Origin of the sequence: Micrococcus sp. CH7, from assembly GCF_001595485.1 — a bacterium.
GTDB classification, from domain to species: domain Bacteria; phylum Actinomycetota; class Actinomycetes; order Actinomycetales; family Micrococcaceae; genus Micrococcus; species Micrococcus luteus.
This window is the reverse complement of the sequence record NZ_LOSQ01000021.1, coordinates 124,807-140,657: the sequence shown is the minus strand read 5'-3', so window position 1 is coordinate 140,657 and position 15,851 is coordinate 124,807. Positions and strand designations below refer to the sequence as shown.

Genomic DNA, 15,851 nt, shown 5'->3' with positions numbered 1-15,851 from the left:
CTGCTCGACGAGCGGTGCGCGAGGGGGGACTTGAACCCCCACGTCCTTGCGGACACAGCGACCTCAACGCTGCGCGTCTACCAATTCCGCCACTCGCGCTCATCGGTGGAACCCTGGGAGAGGCTCCGTCGCCCACCGCGTTCCGGCCCTGTCCGGTCCGTCCCGCTCCGGGCAACTTGAGAAAGATAGCACGGGTTCGGGCTAGGCTCAAAACCATGGTCGAGAACATCGTGAACCCCGCCCGCTCGCGCCCCGAGGACCGCGTCGTGGAGATCTGCCGCGACCTCATCCGGATCGACACGACCAACCGCGGGGGCAACGTCTCCGTCGGTGAGCCCGAGGCCGCGGAGTACTGCGCCCGGCTCATGGCCGAGGCGGGGATGACCCCCCGCTTCTTCGAGTCGGCGCCGGGCCGGGTCTCCGTCGTCGGGCATCTGCCGGGCTGGGATCCGGAGGCGCCGGGGCTCGTCATCCACGGGCACACGGACGTGGTCCCCGCCGAGGCGGACGAGTGGAGCGTGGACCCGTTCGGCGCCGAGCTCAAGGACGGCATGATCTGGGGGCGCGGCGCCGTGGACATGAAGGGCATGGACGCCATGGTGCTCGCGGTGCTGCTGCACCTGGCCCGCACGGGCCGCCGGCCGCGGCGCCCCCTGACGGTCGCGTTCTTCGCCGACGAGGAGGCCGGCGGCGTCTACGGCGCACGCTGGGTTGTGGACCACCACCCCGAGGTGTTCGACGGGTGCACCGAGGCGATCTCCGAGGTGGGCGGCTTCTCCACGGAGGTGCACGGCTCGCGCGCCTACCTCGTGCAGACCGCGGAGAAGGGGCTCGCCTGGCTGAACCTCACCGCACAGGGCGCCCCCGGGCACGGCTCGGCCCCGCACCCGGACAACGCGGTCACCCGGCTGGCCGGCGCCATGACCCGCATCGGCGGGCACGAGTGGCCGCTCGTGTACACCAAGACCACGCGCGCGCTGCTCGAACAGGTGGCGGAGATCATGGGCGTCGACTTCGACGAGGCGGACCCGACGCCGCAGCTCGACGCGCTCGGGCAGGCCCGGTCCTGGGTGGCCGGCACCCTGCGCACCTCGTCCAACCCGACGGGGCTGACCGCCGGCTACAAGCACAACGTCATCCCGTCCTCGGCCACCGGCACCGTGGACGTGCGCCTGATCCCCGGGGAGGAGGAGTCCGCCCTCGCCACGATCGCCGAGCTCGCCGGCCCGGACGTGACCATCGCACCCGAGCACCGGGACGTCGCCCTGGAGACCCCCTTCTCCGGGGACCTGGTGGAGCTGATGATCGCCTCGCTGCAGGCGGAGGACCCCGAGGCCCAGGTGCTGCCGTTCATGCTCGGCGGGGGCACGGACAACAAGTCCCTCTCCCGGCTGGGCATCACCGGCTACGGCTTCGCGCCCATGCGCCTGCCCGCCGACCTGGCCTTCACGTCCCTGTTCCACGGCATCGACGAGCGGGTGCCCGTGGACGCGCTCGAGTTCGGCTGCCGGGTGCTCGAGCGGATGCTGGAGCCGCGCTGATCCGGGCCGCGGGCGGCGACGACGGCCGGGGCGGCGTCGTCGCGCCCGCGCCTCAGAGGGTCTGCAGGGTCGAGGCCACGCGCATCACCCGGCGGCGCATCCAGTAGCGGCGCGCCCCGTCGCGGTAGTGCACGGAGCGCTGCAGCTCCCATTGGCCGTACTCCGCGTGCTCCACGAGGCGCCGTCGGGCGTCGGCGAGGGACTCGTGGGCGGCGACCGTCATCACCAGGTACTCCCACTTCTGTCCGCGGGAGATCGCGTCGAGGGTCGAGGACATCAGCTGTTCACGCACCCGCCCATCCTGGCAGACGGCGTCGGGTCCGGCGGCCGGTCCCGTACGGCCCACCCCTGGCCGCGTCACCGGCCACCGGGTTACCGTTCACCCATGAGCTCTGACGCCCGCATGGCCCTCGAGGCCCTCACCACCGCCCTGAACGAACACCTCGTGGCCGCGCAGAACAAGCGGGGCGAGGATGACCCCGCCGTCGAAGCCGCCTTCTTCGCCGTGGCCGACGCCTTCGAGGCCTACGAGGACGCCCTGTACGCGGACACCGAGGAGGTCACCCCGCTCGACCTCTTCGACGACGAGGACGACGACGACTGACCGTCCTGCTCGTGACGGATCGCACGGCCCCGGGTTCCCACCCGGGGCCGTGGCGTACAGTGACCCTCCGTGACGTGGATCGAAGCCATCATCCTGGGCCTGGTGCAGGGCCTCACGGAGTTCCTGCCCATCTCCTCCTCCGCCCACATCCGCATCGTGGGCGAGTTCCTGCCCTCCGCGACCGACCCGGGGGCGGCCTTCACGGCCATCACGCAGCTCGGCACGGAGCTGGCGGTCCTCATCTACTTCTGGCGCGACATCACCCGCATCATCGGCCGGTGGTGCGCCGCGGTCACGGGGCGGATCCCGCATTCGGACCCCGATGCGCGCATGGGCTGGCTGATCATCGTGGGCTCGATCCCGATCGCGGTCCTGGGCCTGCTGCTGGAGGACTGGATCGACACGGAGTTCCGCTCGCTGTGGATCACGGCGACCATGCTCATCGTGTTCGGCGTCCTGCTCGCCCTGGCGGACCGGCTCGGCCGTCAGACCAAGCCGCTCGAGAAGCTCACCGTGCGGGACGGCGTCCTCTACGGCCTGGCCCAGGCCCTCGCGCTGATCCCGGGCGTCTCGCGCTCCGGCGGCACCATCGCGGCCGGCCTGGCCATGGGCTACACCCGGCCCGCCGCCACCCGCTACGCGTTCCTGCTGGCGGTGCCCGCCGTGTTCGCCTCCGGCCTGTACAAGCTGTACACCTCGCTCACCGATCCCGGCACGCAGGGTCCGTACGGCATGGGGGAGACGCTGGTCGCGACCGCGATCGCCTTCGTGGTGGCCTACGCGGTCATCGCCTGGCTCATGCGCTTCATCAGCACCAACTCGTATCTGCCGTTCGTCTGGTACCGCATCCTCCTGGGCGGCGTCCTGTTCGCCCTGCTGGGCGCGGGCGTCATCAACGCCTGAGCCCGCTCCCGCCGCCGGGCATGACGGCCCGGCACCGCCGAACCACCCCGATGTGAGGAGTCCCGTGAAGTCCTGGAGCACCCCCGCCCCGCCCGCCGTGCCGAGCCGCCCCGACCGGCTGCGGCTGCACGACACCGCCACGGGACGGACCCGGCATCCGGGCAACGACGCCCAGCGCGCCTCGCTGTACGTCTGCGGGATCACCCCGTACGACGCGACGCACCTCGGCCACGCGAGCACCTACGTGGCCTTCGACCTGCTGCACCGCTACTGGCGCGCGGCCGGTCTCGAGGTCGCCTACGTCCAGAACGTGACCGACGTGGACGACCCCCTGCTCGAGCGGGCCGAGGCGACCGGCGTCGACTGGCGCGCGCTCGCCGAGGAGCAGACCGACCTGTTCCGTGCGGACATGGCCGCCCTCGAGGTGCTCGCCCCGGACCACTACGTCGGCGCGACCGAGGCGGTGGGCCTGGTGGTGGACGCCGTCGAGACGATGCTGGCGGCGGGCCGGGCCTACCGCGTGCCGGGCGGCGACGGCGAGCCCGACGGGGACGTCTATTTCGACGTCCGCGCGGCCCAGTCCGCGACCGACTGGCGTCTCGGGCAGGTCTCCGCGATGGGCCTGGACGAGATGGCCGCGGTGTTCCCGGAGCGGGGAGGCGATCCCGACCGCCCCGGCAAGCGCGACCCGCTGGACCCGCTGCTGTGGCGTGTGCACCGCGAGGGCGAGCCGGCCTGGGACGGGCGGTCGCTCGGCTCCGGCCGGCCCGGCTGGCACATCGAGTGCTCCGTGATCTCCCGGGCCCACCTGCCGGCTCCGTTCACGGTGCAGGGCGGCGGCTCCGACCTGCGGTTCCCGCACCACGAGTTCTCCGCCGCGCACGCCACCGCCGTCGACGGCCTGCCGCTCGCGCACACCTACGCGCACACCGGCATGGTGGCCCTGGACGGCGAGAAGATGTCCAAGTCCCTCGGCAACCTCGAACTCGTCTCCCGCCTGCGGGCGCGGGGCGTCGAGCCGGTGGCCGTCCGCGCGGCGATCCTCGCGCACCACTACCGGTCGGACTGGGAGTGGTCCGAGCAGGTGCTGGCCGACGCCCAGGCGCGGGTGGCCCGTTGGCGCGCCGCCCTGGACGGACCGCATGCCGCCGCCGGCGTCGCCGTGCTGGACGCGGTGCACGCGGCGCTCTCGGACGACCTCGACGCCCCCCGCGCGCTGGAGGCCATCGACGCATGGGCGGCCGGCACCCTGCCGGGCCTGGCCGAGGCCGCCGCCGACCCGCTGCCGGTGGTCGACGTCGTGGCGGCGCTGCTGGGTCTGCGCCTGCGCTGACCCCGCCGGGCGCGGCCGGGCGTCAGCGTCCGCCGCGCCCGCGCAGATAGCGCTCGAACTCCCGCGCGATCGACTCGCCCGAGGCCTCCGGCAGCTGCTGGGTGTCCTGGGCCTCCTCGAGCTGCCGGACGTAGGCGGCGACGTCGGGGTCCTCGGCGGCCAGCTCGTCCACGCCGCGCTGCCAGGCCCTCGCGTCGTCCTCGAGCCCGCGCGTGGACACGCTCACGTGCAGCAGGTCCTCGACCGCCTCGACCAGCCCGAGCAGCGTCTTGGGGGAGGGCGCCTGGGCCACGTAGTGGGGCACCGTCCCCCACAGCGAGAGGCTCGGCAGGCCGCGGCGCGCGGCCTCGTCCGCGATGACGCCGATGATCCCGGTGGGCCCCTCGTAGACCGGACGGTCCGCGCCGACGGCCACCCGCACGTCCACGAGCGGCGAGGTCGGGCGGGCGCGCAGGGGCCGGGTGTGGGGCACGTCCGCCAGCAGCGCGCCCAGCGTCACGACGGCGTCCACGTCACGCGCGTCGGCCGCCGTGAACAGCTCCTCGAGGAACGCGCGCCACCGCACGTTCGGCTCCACGCCGACGGCGAGGAGCACACGCACCCCGTCCGGCGGGGCAGCCTCGCCCGCGACGGGCCGACCCTCACGGTCCAGGAGCGCCTCGTGCAGGGTGACCGCCGGCCAGTCCAGCGTCCCCAGCCCGTCGGCGTCGCGCCGGACCAGGGGTCGAGTGACCTGGTAGTCGTAGAACTCGCCGTCGCACACCCGTCCCGCGTCCGCCGCGTCCCACTGCTCCCGCAGCGCGCCCAGGGCCCCGGTCGCGGCCTCCCCGGCGTCGTTCCACCCCTCGAAGGCCAGCAACAGGACCGTGGGGGCCCGCCGCCCGGCCTCGAGCTCGTCCACGGTCGCCGTCAGGTGGGTCCGCAGCGGGCCCAGGACGTCGTCCGGCTGGTCCTCGGAGGTAGCGTCGGTCATGGCGGCCAGCCTAGACACGGCCCGACGACGGGGCCACGGCCCGCGACCCGCCCCGCACACCCCGGCGGCGGCGCTCGATAGGATGCACTCCATGCCCCGCCACCCCGCGCCCGCCCCGGACGACCGTGCCCGCCGCCTGCCGCGCGCCGTCCTGTGGGACATGGACGGCACCCTCGTGGACACCGAGCCCCTGTGGAACGCCGTCCAGCGTCGGCTGGTGGTCGAGCACGGCGGCACCTGGTCGGAGGACCTGGCCGCCTCCCTCGTGGGACGCCCCCTCGACGAGGGAGCGCGCCGTCTGCAGGAGGCCGGGCTGGACCTGCCCGTGCAGCGGATCATCGACCTGACGATGGACGAGGTCGTCCAGGGGGTCGTCAGCGGGGTGCCGTGGCGGCCGGGCGCCCGGGAGCTGCTCGTCGCGCTCGCCGAGGCCGGCGTGCCGGGCGCCCTCGTGACGATGTCCCATGCCCCGCTGGCCCGCGCGCTGGCCGAGCGGGCGCCGGCGGGCACGCTGGACGTCGTCGTCTCGGGGGACATGGTCTCCCGGGGCAAGCCCGACCCGGAGGCGTACCGGCTGGGCCTGCAGCTGCTGGCCGAGCGGACACCGGGGCTGACGGCCGCCGACTGTGTGGCGGTCGAGGACTCCCCGGTGGGCGTCGGCGCGGCCGTGGCCGCGGGCCTGCCGACGGTCGGCGTGCCCAGCGTGCTGCCGCTGCCGGCAGGGCTCGCGACCGTCGAGTGGACGACGCTCGCCGGCCGCACGCCGGCCGACCTCGCCGCGGTCCGCCGGATCGCCGCCGCGCGCGGGCCCGGGGCGGACGGGGCCGGATGAGCGGGCCCGCCTCCGTCCGGCTGGGCACGATCGCCGGCGCGCCGGTGCGCCTGTCCTGGTCCTGGCTCCTGATCGCCGCGGTCATCACCCTCGCGTTCGGCCCGCAGATCCAGCGCGCGCTGCCCGCGATCGGCAGCGTCGCCTACGGGGTCGCCCTGGGGTACGCCGTGCTCCTGGCCCTCTCCGTCCTGGTCCACGAGGCCGCCCACGCCCTCACCGGCCGCGCCTTCGGCCAGCGCACCGAGGAGATCGCGCTCACCCTGTGGGGCGGGCACACCCAGTTCCGCAGCCCGTCCGCTCGACCGCTGGACACGGTCCTCACCGCGATGGCCGGCCCCGCCGCGAACCTCGTGCTCGCGGGCCTCGCCCATCTGGCGGCCCGCGCCGTGCCCGGCCCGTCCGTTCCCGCCCTGCTGCTCGAGGTCACGGTGTGGGCCAACCTCCTCCTGGCCGCGTTCAACGCGCTGCCGGGCACCCCGCTCGACGGCGGCCGCATGGTCGAGTCCGCCGTCTGGGCCGCCACCGGCTCCCGGGCCCGTGGCGTCGAGGCGGCCGGCTGGGCCGGGCGCGTCGTCGCGGTGGGCGTCCTCGCGGCGGTGCTCGGCCCCCCGACCCTCGCGGGCCGCGCGCCGGACCTGTTCGTCGTCCTCCTGGTGGCCTGGGTCGCCCTCACCCTGTGGCGGGGCGCGGACGACGCCGTGCGCCACGGGCGCTGGAGCCGCCGGCTGGAGGCCCTGCGGCTCGAGCAGGTCGAGGCGCCCGCCATCGCCCTGCCCGAGCACCTCAGCGTCGCCGAGGCCCTGGCCCAGGCGGACGGCGGCCGCCGCGCCGTCGTGGCCGTGGACGGGGCCGGTCGGCCCCGCGGCGTGCTGGACCTCACGGCCGCGGCGGGCCTGACCCCGGCGCGCCGCACGACCACCGCCCTGGCCGCGGTCGCCGTCGCGCTGGCCCCGGAGGCCGTCCTCGTCCGCGACGACGTCCCCGCCGCCGGTCCCGACCTGGCCGCCCGCCTGGCCGACCCCCAGACCCCCGTGTGGGTGCTGACCGACGCGCACGGCCTCGTGCGCTCCGTGGTGCCCCGCGAGACGATCCTCGCCGCCGTCGACGCGACGCGGCGTCCCTGAACCGAAGGAGCCCCCCATGACCGAACCCACCGGCGTGAGCGCGCGCCGCGGCCCCCTGCGGGCCGGCCAGCGCGTGCAGATCAAGGACGCGAAGGGCCGCCTCAACACGATCACCCTGCTGCCCGGCGGGGAGTTCCACAGCTACCAGGGCGTGCTGCGGCACGACGACCTGATCGGCGGCTTCGAGGGCGTCGTGGTCGAGAACTCGGCCGGCCAGCCGTACCAGGTGCTGCGCCCCCTGCTGAACGACTTCGTCCTGTCCATGCCCCGCGGCGCCACGGTGGTCTACCCGAAGGACGCGGCGCAGATCGTGCAGCAGGCGGACATCTTCCCGGGCGCCGTCGTGGTCGAGGCCGGCGTGGGCTCCGGCGCCCTGTCCATGTCCCTGCTGCGCGCCGTGGGCGACCACGGTCGCCTGCACTCCTACGAGCGCCGCCCGGAGTTCGCGGACGTCGCCCGGGCCAATGTGGAGGCCTTCTTCGGCGCCGAGCACCCCGCCTGGTCGGTGCACCTCGGCGACGCGCAGGAGGAGATGCCCAAGGTCCACGAGCCGGGCTCCGTGGACCGGGTGGTCCTGGACATGCTGGCCCCCTGGGAATGCCTCGACGCCGTCGCCGAGGTCCTGGCCCCCGGCGGTGTGTGGCTGAACTACGTGGCCACCGCCACCCAGCTCTCCCGCGTGGCCGAGGCCATCCGGGACTCGGGCCGCTTCACGCAGGTCGAGGCCAACGAGACCCTCGTGCGCGGCTGGCACCTGGACGGGCTCGCCGTGCGCCCCGACCACCGCATGGTCGCGCACACCGGCTTCCTCCTCACGGCCCGCCGCCTGGCCTCGGGCGAGGAGGCGCTGCGCCTGAAGAAGCGCTCCAAGGTCTCCGAGTTCAAGGCCGAGGACGTCGAGGCCTGGCAGCCGGCCGACGAGGCCCGGTGGACGCCCGAGGCCCTCGGCGAACGGCCGGTCACGGACAAGAAGGCGCGCAAGGCGGCGAAGGAGGCCCGCCTCATGGCCGCGCGGTCACGCGCCGCCGAGCAGGGCGTGGACGCGTACGGTGGGAGGACCCCGACCGGGGAGCAGGACTGAGTGGACGGAGCACCGGTGGACCACCACGCGCAATCAGGCACGGAGCACGCCGAGCAGCGCCTCGCCGAGGCGCGGGAGCTGCTGCGGCAATCCCAGGCCGAGGCCGAACGGCTGCGGCACCAGCTGCAGTCCGCCCAGCGGCACGCCGCCGGCCTGAGCGAACGCCGTCGGGCGGCCGAGGCCCAGACGCAGACGGCCGCCCGCAACAACCGGCGCATGGTCGAGCTGCTCGAGGCCACGCGCGCCGAGATCACGACGCTCAAGGAGAACCTGGACGCCGTCACGCATCCGCCGTTCACCTTCGCCACCCTCGAGGCCGTCCACGCCCCGCGCGAGCCCGAGGAGGGCGTGGAGACCGGCGCCGTGGTGCGCGGGGGAGCGGACGTCGTGCAGAACGGCCGGCGGCTGCGCGTGACGGTCTCCCCGCTGCTCGACGCCGCCCGCCTCACCCCCGGCGCCCAGGTGCTGCTGGACGAGTCCAGCTCGATCGTCGGCGTCGCCCCGGGCACGGGGTCGGGTCAGCTGCTGCGCGTCAAGGAGGCGCTGCCCGACGGCGGCCTCGTCCTGGCCGGCACGGCGGACGAGGAGCGCGTGGTGCGGCGCGCGCCCGCGCTGGAGGGCGTCGACCTGCGCCACGGGGACGCCGTCACCGTGGACGCCCGCGTCGAATGGGCGCTGCGGCGGGTCGAGCTGTCCGAGGTGGACGAGGTGCTGCTGGAAGAGGTCCCGGACGTCACGTTCGAGGACATCGGCGGCCTCGGCCCGCAGATCGACCGGATCCGCGAGGCCGTCGAGATCCCGTTCCTGCACCCCGAGGTCTACCGCGAGCACGGCCTGCGCGCCCCCAAGGGGATCATGCTGTACGGCCCGCCCGGCACCGGCAAGACCATGCTCGCCAAGGCCGTGGCCAACGCCCTCTCGGCCCGCAGCGCGGACGGCGAGCGCTCGTTCTTCCTCAACGTCAAGGGACCCGAGCTGCTGAACAAGTACGTGGGCGAGACCGAGCGGCAGATCCGCGTCATCTTCGACCGGGCCCGCGAGAAGGCCGACGCCGGCTTCCCCGTGGTCATCTTCTTCGACGAGATGGAGTCGCTGTTCCGCACGCGCGGCTCCGGCGTCTCCTCGGACGTGGAGACCACGATCGTCCCGCAGCTGCTCACCGAGATCGACGGCGTCGAGGCCCTCGAGAACGTGATCGTCATCGGCGCCTCCAACCGCGAGGACATGATCGACCCGGCCGTGCTCCGCCCCGGCCGACTGGACGTGAAGATCCGCGTGGACCGTCCCGACGCCGACGGCGCCGCGGAGATCATGGCCAAGCACCTCACCGTAGACGTGCCCCTGCACGCCGACGACGTCGTCGCGGCCGGCTCCGCGGACGCGGCCCGCGCGACGCTCATCGCCCGGACGGTCGCCGCCCTCTACGACCGCGGCGCGGACACCGCGCTGGCGGAGCTGACGGACGTGTCCGGCACGACCCACGCCCTGCACCTGGCCGACCTCGTCTCGGGCGCCGTGGTGGCCGACGTCGTGGACCGCGCCAAGCGGCACGCGGTGCGCGACTACCTGGCCGCCGGCCAGGCCCCGGCCGCGCTCGGCGTCCGCGAGGGCCACCTGCGCGAGGCCGTGGCCGCGGTGCTGGAGGACCAGACGGACCTGCTGGCCACGGTCGCGCCCGCCGAGTGGGCGCGCACCTCCGGCTGGCGCGGTCCTCGGCTGCGCTCGCTGCGCATGGTCCGGGGGGTCGGGGCATGAGCGCGTTCGGCCGCGGGGCCGCGGACGGCTTCACCCGGGCCGTCGCCGTCGACGTCGGCCCGACCCCCGCCTTCGAGGGCCAGCGCCGGCTGTTCCACGGCGCGGCCGTGCCCCCGAACGGGCGGGACGCCGCCGGCTGGGGCGTGCACCGGGTGATGGGCACGGAGACCGAGTTCGGCATCCACGCGCCGGCCAACCCGGGGGCGCACCACAGCGTGCTCTCGGTCGAGCTCGTGAACGCGTACGCGGACCTGGTGACCCGGTCCGGCTCGACGGTGGCCGGCACGGAGTGGGACTACACGGGGGAGTCGCCGCTCGTGGACGCGCGCGGCTGGCGGCTGCCGCGTTCGGCGGCGCATCCCTCGCAGCTGACCGACGAGGCGCTCGTGGGCCCGGACGGGGAGCCCGTGCACCTGCTGCTGTCCACCGTGCTGGCCAACGGCGCGCGCTGGTACGTGGACCACGCCCACCCGGAGTACTCGTCGCCGGAGACGACCACCCCGCGGGATGCCATGGTCTGGGACGCCGCCGGGGACCTGGTCGCCCAGGCGGCGGCCGAGCACATCGGCCAGGCCGACGGCGCCCCGGAGGTGCTGGTCTACAAGAACAACGTGGACGGCAAGGGCCAGTCCTACGGCGCGCACGAGAACTACCTCGTGGCCCGGTCCCTCGACTTCGAGGAGCTCACCGCCGTCCTGCTGCCGTTCTTCGCGGCACGGCAGGTGCTCGTGGGCGCGGGCCGCGTGGGACTCGGCCCGGCGGGGGAGCGGCCGGGCTTCCAGCTGTCCCAGCGGGCCGACTACTTCGAGGAGCCCGTGGGGCTGGAGACCACGATCCACCGGCCGATCGTCAACACGCGGGATGAGCCGCACGCCCGTCCCGAGGCCTACCGCCGGCTCCACGTGATCATCGGCGACGCGACGCTGAGCCAGCACGCCACGTGGCTGCGGATGGGCATGACCGCGCTCGTCCTCGCGATGGCCGAGGCCGGGACCGCGCCCCGGCTCACCCTGGACGACCCGGTGGCCGCGTTGCAGACGATCAGCCACGACCCGGGCCTGCGGGCCACGGTGCCGCTGCTCGAACGCACCGCGGACGGCCCCGTGCGCCGGCACTGGACCGGGCTGCAGATCCTGCGGTCCTACCTGGACGCGGCCCGCGCCCACTGCGCCGCCTTCGGGGTGACGGATCCGCAGACGCGCGAGGTGCTGGAGGCCTGGGCCATCGACCTCGACGACGCCACCGCGGATCCGCTGTCCCTGAGCGACCGCGCCGACTGGGCGGCCAAGCTGCGCGTCCTCGAGGGCCTGCGGGCCCGCACGGGCGCGGACTGGACCGACCCCCGCCTCGCGATGGTGGACCTGCAGTACGCCGACCTGCGCCCGGCCCGCTCCCTGCACCGCCGCCTCGTGGCCGCCGGCGCCCTCCGGACGCTCGCCGACGAGGCGGAGATCCGTGCCGCCGTCGCCACGCCGCCGCGGGCCACCCGCGCGTGGACCCGCGGCAACCTCGTGGGCCGCCACGGTGACCGCGTGGCCGGCGCCGCGTGGGAGACGCTGCTGCTGCGCGGGGCGGGGGAGCGGGTGCACCGGCTGCACCTGGCCGAGCCGCTGGTCGGCGCCGCCGTGGACCTGCCCGGCTGGTGGGAGGACGCCGCCGCGCCCCGGCCCGACGACGAGGCGCTCGTGGCCACGCTGCCGCCGCTGTTCGGCGCGCGGGCCTGAGGCGAGGGCGGGCGCTCAGCCCGCGACGGCCGCGCGCACGCGGCCCAGCAGGGCGTCCGCCCGCGCGACGAGACGGTCCGCCCGGTCGACGTCGGTGCGCAGGACGCCCTCCAGGCCCTCGTCGCGGAGGGGGCCCAGGTTGGTCTCGAGGGTGACCGCGGCGGCGGTGAGGCCGCCCCGGACGCAGCCGAGCGCCGCACCGACGTCGGAGAGCACGTTCGGGTTCGCCGCGTCCAGCACACGCTCGGCCAGGTCCAGCGCACGCTCGGCGACGTCGACGATCCCGCGGGGCGGCCGGACGGCCTCGGCCAGGGCGGCCTGGATCGCGGCCGAGCGCCGGGCCCGGTCCTCCGGGGTGTCGCGGGGCAGCCCGAACGCCTCGGCCACGGCGCCGAAGCCCCGCTCGTCGCCGTCGGCGAGGCCGAGGCACGCCGCGATCAGGCCCTCCGATGCCCGAGCGTCCTCCTCGGCCGCGCTGAACCGGGCCGCCATGGCCAGCAGTCCGGCGCCCTCGGCGACCGCGAGCGCGCCCGTCGCGCCGCCGCCGGGGGTGGGCTCGCCGGAGGCGAGGCGCCCCAGATAGCTCTCGATGCTCTCGTCGCGGATCATGCGCCCACCGTGCCAGACCGGGCCCGACCGCGGCCCGCCCTCAGGCGCGCTCCCAGGAGGCGACCGGCCCCGGGACGATCGTGAACAGCGGGTGCACGTCGGGGACGGGCGTGTCCGACCACCGTTCGAGCCAGGCGGGGCTGCGCGCGGCCAGCTTGGCGCACAGGTGACGCCACTCCAGGTCGCGCTGGCCCGTGGTGGCCGGGATCGGTGCGAGACCGGCGGGCGGGATGCGCACCGCGCCGTCGGGGGCGGGGCACGGCCGGTCGATCCGGGAGTGGTCGAAGCGATAGCCGCGCGCCGTGGCCTCGGCCTCGAGGCCGGAGAGGAACGCGCCGATCGCGCCGGACGGGTCCGGGTGCTCCCGGAACCTCAGCAGCTGCGGGTGGTCCCGATACCCGCGCGTGCGGCCGGCCAGGACGGCCTGCGCGAGCAGGGCCTCGCGCCAGGCGCCCGTCAGGCCCTGACGGTCGAGGTGGCGGGGGTGAAGGGTCCACAGACGCATGCCCCCATCCTGCCAGCGCGGGGCAACCCGGGGACGTGGGGCTGAAACGTGGCCCGCGCGTGGGGCAGGATGGGTGGACGCGGACGGAGCACACCGACCCGCGTCGACGCACGAGGAGGCCACCATGTCCCGGGAGCAGATCCGCCCACGCCCGTCCGGCGGCGACGACGAGACCGGCGCCGCGGCGGGCCAGGCGCACGTGAAGCCCGCGGCCCAGGACCAGGGCCTGGACAGCCTGCTGGACGAGATCGACTCGGTGCTGGAGTCCAACGCCGAGGAGTTCGTCAAGGGCTTCGTCCAGAAGGGCGGCCAGTGACCGACGCGGACCGCGCCCGCCGGATCTTCGGGCTGGAGACGGAGTACGGCGTCCAGCACTGGAACCCGGAGGGACGCCCGCTCAGTCCCGAGGAGGTCGTCCGCTACCTCTTCCGGCCCGTCGTCGAGTGGGGGCGGTCCTCGAACGTGTTCGTGGCCAACGGCTCGCGGCTCTATCTCGACGTCGGGTCTCACCCCGAGTACGCGACCGCCGAGTGCTCGACGCTCGACGAGCTCATCGCCTCGGACGGGGCGGGGGACCTGCTGCTGCACGACCTCGTGGTCCAGGCCGAGGAGCGCATGGCCGCGGACGGGGTCGGCGGCCGGATCCACCTCTACCGCAACAACGCCGACTCCTCGGGCAGTTCCTACGGCTCTCACGAGAACTACCTGCTGCGCCGGCGCACCGAGTACCGGCGGCTCACCGAGGCGCTCGTCCCGTTCCTCGTCTCCCGGCAGATCCTCGTGGGCGCGGGCCGCGTCGTGCCCGCCGGCACGTGGCCCGAGGGCGAGGGCCCGGCCCACTTCGCGTTCTCCCAGCGCGCCGACTTCGTGCAGGACGGCGTGTCCTCCTCCACCACGCGGTCCCGGCCGATCATCAACACGCGGGACGAGCCGCACGCGGACGCCTCCGAGTACCGGCGCCTCCACGTGATCGTGGGGGACACGAACCTCTCCGAGCACACCCACCTGCTGCGCTTCGGCGCCACCGACCTGCTGCTGCGGATGATCGAGGCGGGCTTCCCGCTCGGGGACCGCGTCGTCGCCCACCCCACCCGAGCGGTCCGGCAGATCTCCCACGACCTCACCGGCACGGCCCGCATCGCGCTCCGCGAGGGGGAGGCCTCCGCGCTCGAGCTGCAGGAGCACTATCTCGAGCGGGCCCGCGCCTTCGTCGCCGCGGAGGGTGCCCACCACGACCGGGTGGGGGAGATCCTCACCCTGTGGGGCGAGGTGCTCGACGCCGTCCGCACCGGTGACCGGTCCCGCATCGAGGACCGCATCGACTGGGCGATCAAGCTGCGCCTGCTGGAGGACTACCGGGCCCGCCACGACCTGGGCTGGGACGCGCCCCGCCTCGCCCAGCTGGACCTGGCGTTCCACGACATCGACCCCGACCGGGGGCTGTTCCGCCTGCTGCTGCGGCGCGGCGCCGTCGCGCGCCTGCTGCCCGAGGACGCCGCCCGGTCCGCCGTGGAGACCGCCCCGCCCACCACCCGGGCCCGCGTGCGCGCGGACTTCGTGGCCCGCGCCCGGGAGCGCGGCCTGGACTACGCCGTCGACTGGACGACCCTGAAGCTCACGGACCATCCGCTGCACGCGATCGTGACGAAGGACCCGTTCGACACGTCGTCGGCCGCCGTCGACCGGCTGTTCGAGCGGATCGCCTGACAGCGCGCGTCCAGGACGCGCCGTTAGGGTGACCCGCATGAGTTCGTTCGAGACCCCCCAGCCCCCGACGGCCCGCCGCCGTCGCCGCCTGCTGCCGCTGCTGTCCCTCGGCGCCGCGGGCCTGATGCTGGCCACCGCCTGCGCCACCGGCGACGACGGCGCGGACCAGCCCCACAGCGACGCCGCGTCGGCCTCCACGTCGGCCGCCCCCGAGCGGGCGGCCGTCGGCGAGGGCCAGGGGGAGCCGGACGCCCTGACGGGTGTCACCTTCACGGAGGGCGACGGCGGGGCGCCGACGGTCGAGATCGACGGGGAGATCGACACCGACCAGCCCACCACGCGGGTGCTGACCGCCGGCGAGGGGGAGCAGGTGCAGGAGGGCGACGTCCTGAAGATGTCGATCGCCGTCGTCGATCCGGCCAGCGGCGAGGTGGTCGCCGAGAACTTCAGCGGCGAACCGGAGGCCGTGCCCGTGGACGACCAGCTCAAGTCCATGAACCCGGAGATCCACGAGATGCTGGTGGGCAGCGGTGCCGGCACGATCGTCGCCGCGTACAGCCCCCAGTACGACGTCTCCGTCCCGCAGACCGAGAGCGCGTCGCCGAGTGCCTCCCCCTCCACCCAGACGCAGCCCGCCCAGCTGTTCGTCTACAAGATCGACGCCATCCTGCCGAAGCAGGCCGAGGGTGAGGAGGTGACCGAGCGGGACGAACGCCTGCCCGACGTCACCGTGGACGAGCAGAGCGGCCGGCCGAGCATCGCGAAGCCCGACGGCGAGGCGCCCCAGGAGCTGGTGGTCCAGCCGCTGATCCAGGGCGAGGGCCGCGAGGTCGGTGCGGACGACACCGTGACCGTGCAGTACGAGGGCGTGACGTGGTCCGACGGAGAGGTCTTCGACTCGTCCTGGGAGACGGGCCAGGCGATCACGTTCTCCCTCAATCAGGTCATCGAGGGCTGGAAGGAGGGTCTGGCCGGCCAGAAGGTGGGCTCGCGCGTCCTCCTGTCGATCCCGGCCGAGAAGGCCTACGGTGAGCAGGGCAGCCCGCCGGACATCGGCGAGAACGAGCCCCTGCTGTTCGTGGTGGACATCCTGGACGCCCAGGCGCCCGCCACCGAGTCGGCGAACTGACCCCGTCCACGAGAACCCCAGAGGAGAGCAC

Annotated in this window: 16 protein-coding genes and 1 tRNA gene; 12 read left to right on the top strand and 5 right to left on the bottom strand. The window is 74.9% G+C overall.

Annotated features, from left to right (window positions below):
• Positions 1 to 15: 15 nt before the first annotated feature.
• Positions 16 to 99 (bottom strand) — tRNA-Leu (locus AUV08_RS06365).
• A gap of 116 nt (positions 100 to 215) precedes the next feature.
• Between AUV08_RS06365 and AUV08_RS06360 the strand changes: the two genes are divergently transcribed.
• A complete protein-coding gene (locus AUV08_RS06360; protein WP_061867268.1) occupies positions 216 to 1,541 on the top strand; it encodes a M20/M25/M40 family metallo-hydrolase in 1,326 nt (441 codons plus the stop codon).
• A gap of 52 nt (positions 1,542 to 1,593) precedes the next feature.
• Here AUV08_RS06360 and AUV08_RS06355 read toward each other — a convergent pair whose 3' ends face one another.
• Positions 1,594 to 1,833 (bottom strand): DUF5703 family protein, encoded by a 240-nt coding sequence (locus AUV08_RS06355; RefSeq protein WP_036315193.1) that lies wholly within the window; start codon positions 1,831 to 1,833, stop codon positions 1,594 to 1,596.
• Between the two features lie 93 nt (positions 1,834 to 1,926).
• Here AUV08_RS06355 and AUV08_RS06350 point away from each other — a divergent pair, with 93 nt between their 5' ends.
• From AUV08_RS06350 to mshC, 3 genes are all read left to right on the top strand, one after another.
• Complete coding sequence (locus tag AUV08_RS06350) at positions 1,927 to 2,145, top strand: hypothetical protein (RefSeq protein WP_036315190.1); 219 nt, start codon at positions 1,927 to 1,929, stop codon at positions 2,143 to 2,145.
• Between the two features lie 69 nt (positions 2,146 to 2,214).
• The gene (locus AUV08_RS06345) at positions 2,215 to 3,048 is read left to right on the top strand and encodes an undecaprenyl-diphosphate phosphatase (protein WP_041103813.1); all 834 of its coding nucleotides are present in this window, start codon (positions 2,215 to 2,217) and stop codon (positions 3,046 to 3,048) included.
• Positions 3,049 to 3,112: 64 nt separating this feature from the next.
• Complete coding sequence (mshC, locus tag AUV08_RS06340) at positions 3,113 to 4,381, top strand: cysteine--1-D-myo-inosityl 2-amino-2-deoxy-alpha-D-glucopyranoside ligase (RefSeq protein ID WP_061867269.1); 1,269 nt, start codon at positions 3,113 to 3,115, stop codon at positions 4,379 to 4,381.
• 22 nt (positions 4,382 to 4,403) lie between these two features.
• Here the strand turns inward: mshC and AUV08_RS06335 are convergent, their stop codons facing one another.
• Complete coding sequence (locus AUV08_RS06335; protein ID WP_036315178.1) at positions 4,404 to 5,354, bottom strand: proteasome assembly chaperone family protein; 951 nt, start codon at positions 5,352 to 5,354, stop codon at positions 4,404 to 4,406.
• A gap of 91 nt (positions 5,355 to 5,445) precedes the next feature.
• On the opposite strand from AUV08_RS06335, the gene AUV08_RS06330 reads away from it, so the two are divergent.
• The 5 genes from AUV08_RS06330 to dop are packed head-to-tail and all read left to right on the top strand — an operon-like array spanning position 5,446 to position 11,870.
• Positions 5,446 to 6,186, top strand: a complete 741-nt coding sequence (locus AUV08_RS06330) for an HAD family phosphatase (RefSeq protein WP_049147716.1) — start codon at positions 5,446 to 5,448, stop codon at positions 6,184 to 6,186.
• The gene (locus AUV08_RS06325; protein ID WP_061867270.1) at positions 6,183 to 7,310 is read left to right on the top strand and encodes a site-2 protease family protein; all 1,128 of its coding nucleotides are present in this window, start codon (positions 6,183 to 6,185) and stop codon (positions 7,308 to 7,310) included. Before AUV08_RS06330 ends, AUV08_RS06325 begins: the two co-directional genes overlap by 4 nt.
• Positions 7,311 to 7,326: 16 nt before the next feature.
• Positions 7,327 to 8,391 (top strand): tRNA (adenine-N1)-methyltransferase, encoded by a 1,065-nt coding sequence (locus AUV08_RS06320; protein WP_012750880.1) that lies wholly within the window; start codon positions 7,327 to 7,329, stop codon positions 8,389 to 8,391.
• Positions 8,392 to 10,146: a proteasome ATPase gene (arc, locus tag AUV08_RS06315; protein ID WP_061867271.1), complete on the top strand. Its 1,755-nt coding sequence runs from the start codon at positions 8,392 to 8,394 to the stop codon at positions 10,144 to 10,146. It begins immediately after the preceding gene.
• Positions 10,143 to 11,870 carry a depupylase/deamidase Dop gene (gene dop, locus AUV08_RS06310; RefSeq protein WP_061873144.1) on the top strand — a complete coding sequence of 576 codons (1,728 nt, stop codon included), beginning with the start codon at positions 10,143 to 10,145 and terminating at the stop codon, positions 11,868 to 11,870. The genes arc and dop overlap by 4 nt, the downstream gene beginning before the upstream one ends.
• A 15-nt stretch (positions 11,871 to 11,885) precedes the next feature.
• Here dop and AUV08_RS06305 read toward each other — a convergent pair whose 3' ends face one another.
• On the bottom strand, positions 11,886 to 12,479 hold the full coding sequence (locus tag AUV08_RS06305; protein WP_061867273.1) for a cyclodeaminase/cyclohydrolase family protein: 594 nt from the start codon (positions 12,477 to 12,479) through the stop codon (positions 11,886 to 11,888).
• A gap of 40 nt (positions 12,480 to 12,519) precedes the next feature.
• Positions 12,520 to 12,984, bottom strand: a complete 465-nt coding sequence (locus AUV08_RS06300; protein WP_036336875.1) for a pyrimidine dimer DNA glycosylase/endonuclease V — start codon at positions 12,982 to 12,984, stop codon at positions 12,520 to 12,522.
• Positions 12,985 to 13,108: 124 nt separating this feature from the next.
• Here AUV08_RS06300 and AUV08_RS06295 point away from each other — a divergent pair, with 124 nt between their 5' ends.
• Genes AUV08_RS06295 through AUV08_RS06285 form a run of 3 tightly spaced genes read left to right on the top strand, consistent with a single transcriptional unit; the run spans position 13,109 to position 15,820 of the window.
• Positions 13,109 to 13,300, top strand: a complete 192-nt coding sequence (locus AUV08_RS06295) for a ubiquitin-like protein Pup (protein ID WP_061867274.1) — start codon at positions 13,109 to 13,111, stop codon at positions 13,298 to 13,300.
• Positions 13,297 to 14,691, top strand: a complete 1,395-nt coding sequence (gene pafA, locus AUV08_RS06290) for a Pup--protein ligase (protein WP_061867275.1) — start codon at positions 13,297 to 13,299, stop codon at positions 14,689 to 14,691. The genes AUV08_RS06295 and pafA overlap by 4 nt, the downstream gene beginning before the upstream one ends.
• 37 nt (positions 14,692 to 14,728) lie before the next feature.
• On the top strand, positions 14,729 to 15,820 hold the full coding sequence (locus tag AUV08_RS06285) for an FKBP-type peptidyl-prolyl cis-trans isomerase (RefSeq protein WP_061867276.1): 1,092 nt from the start codon (positions 14,729 to 14,731) through the stop codon (positions 15,818 to 15,820).
• Positions 15,821 to 15,851 lie beyond the last annotated feature (31 nt).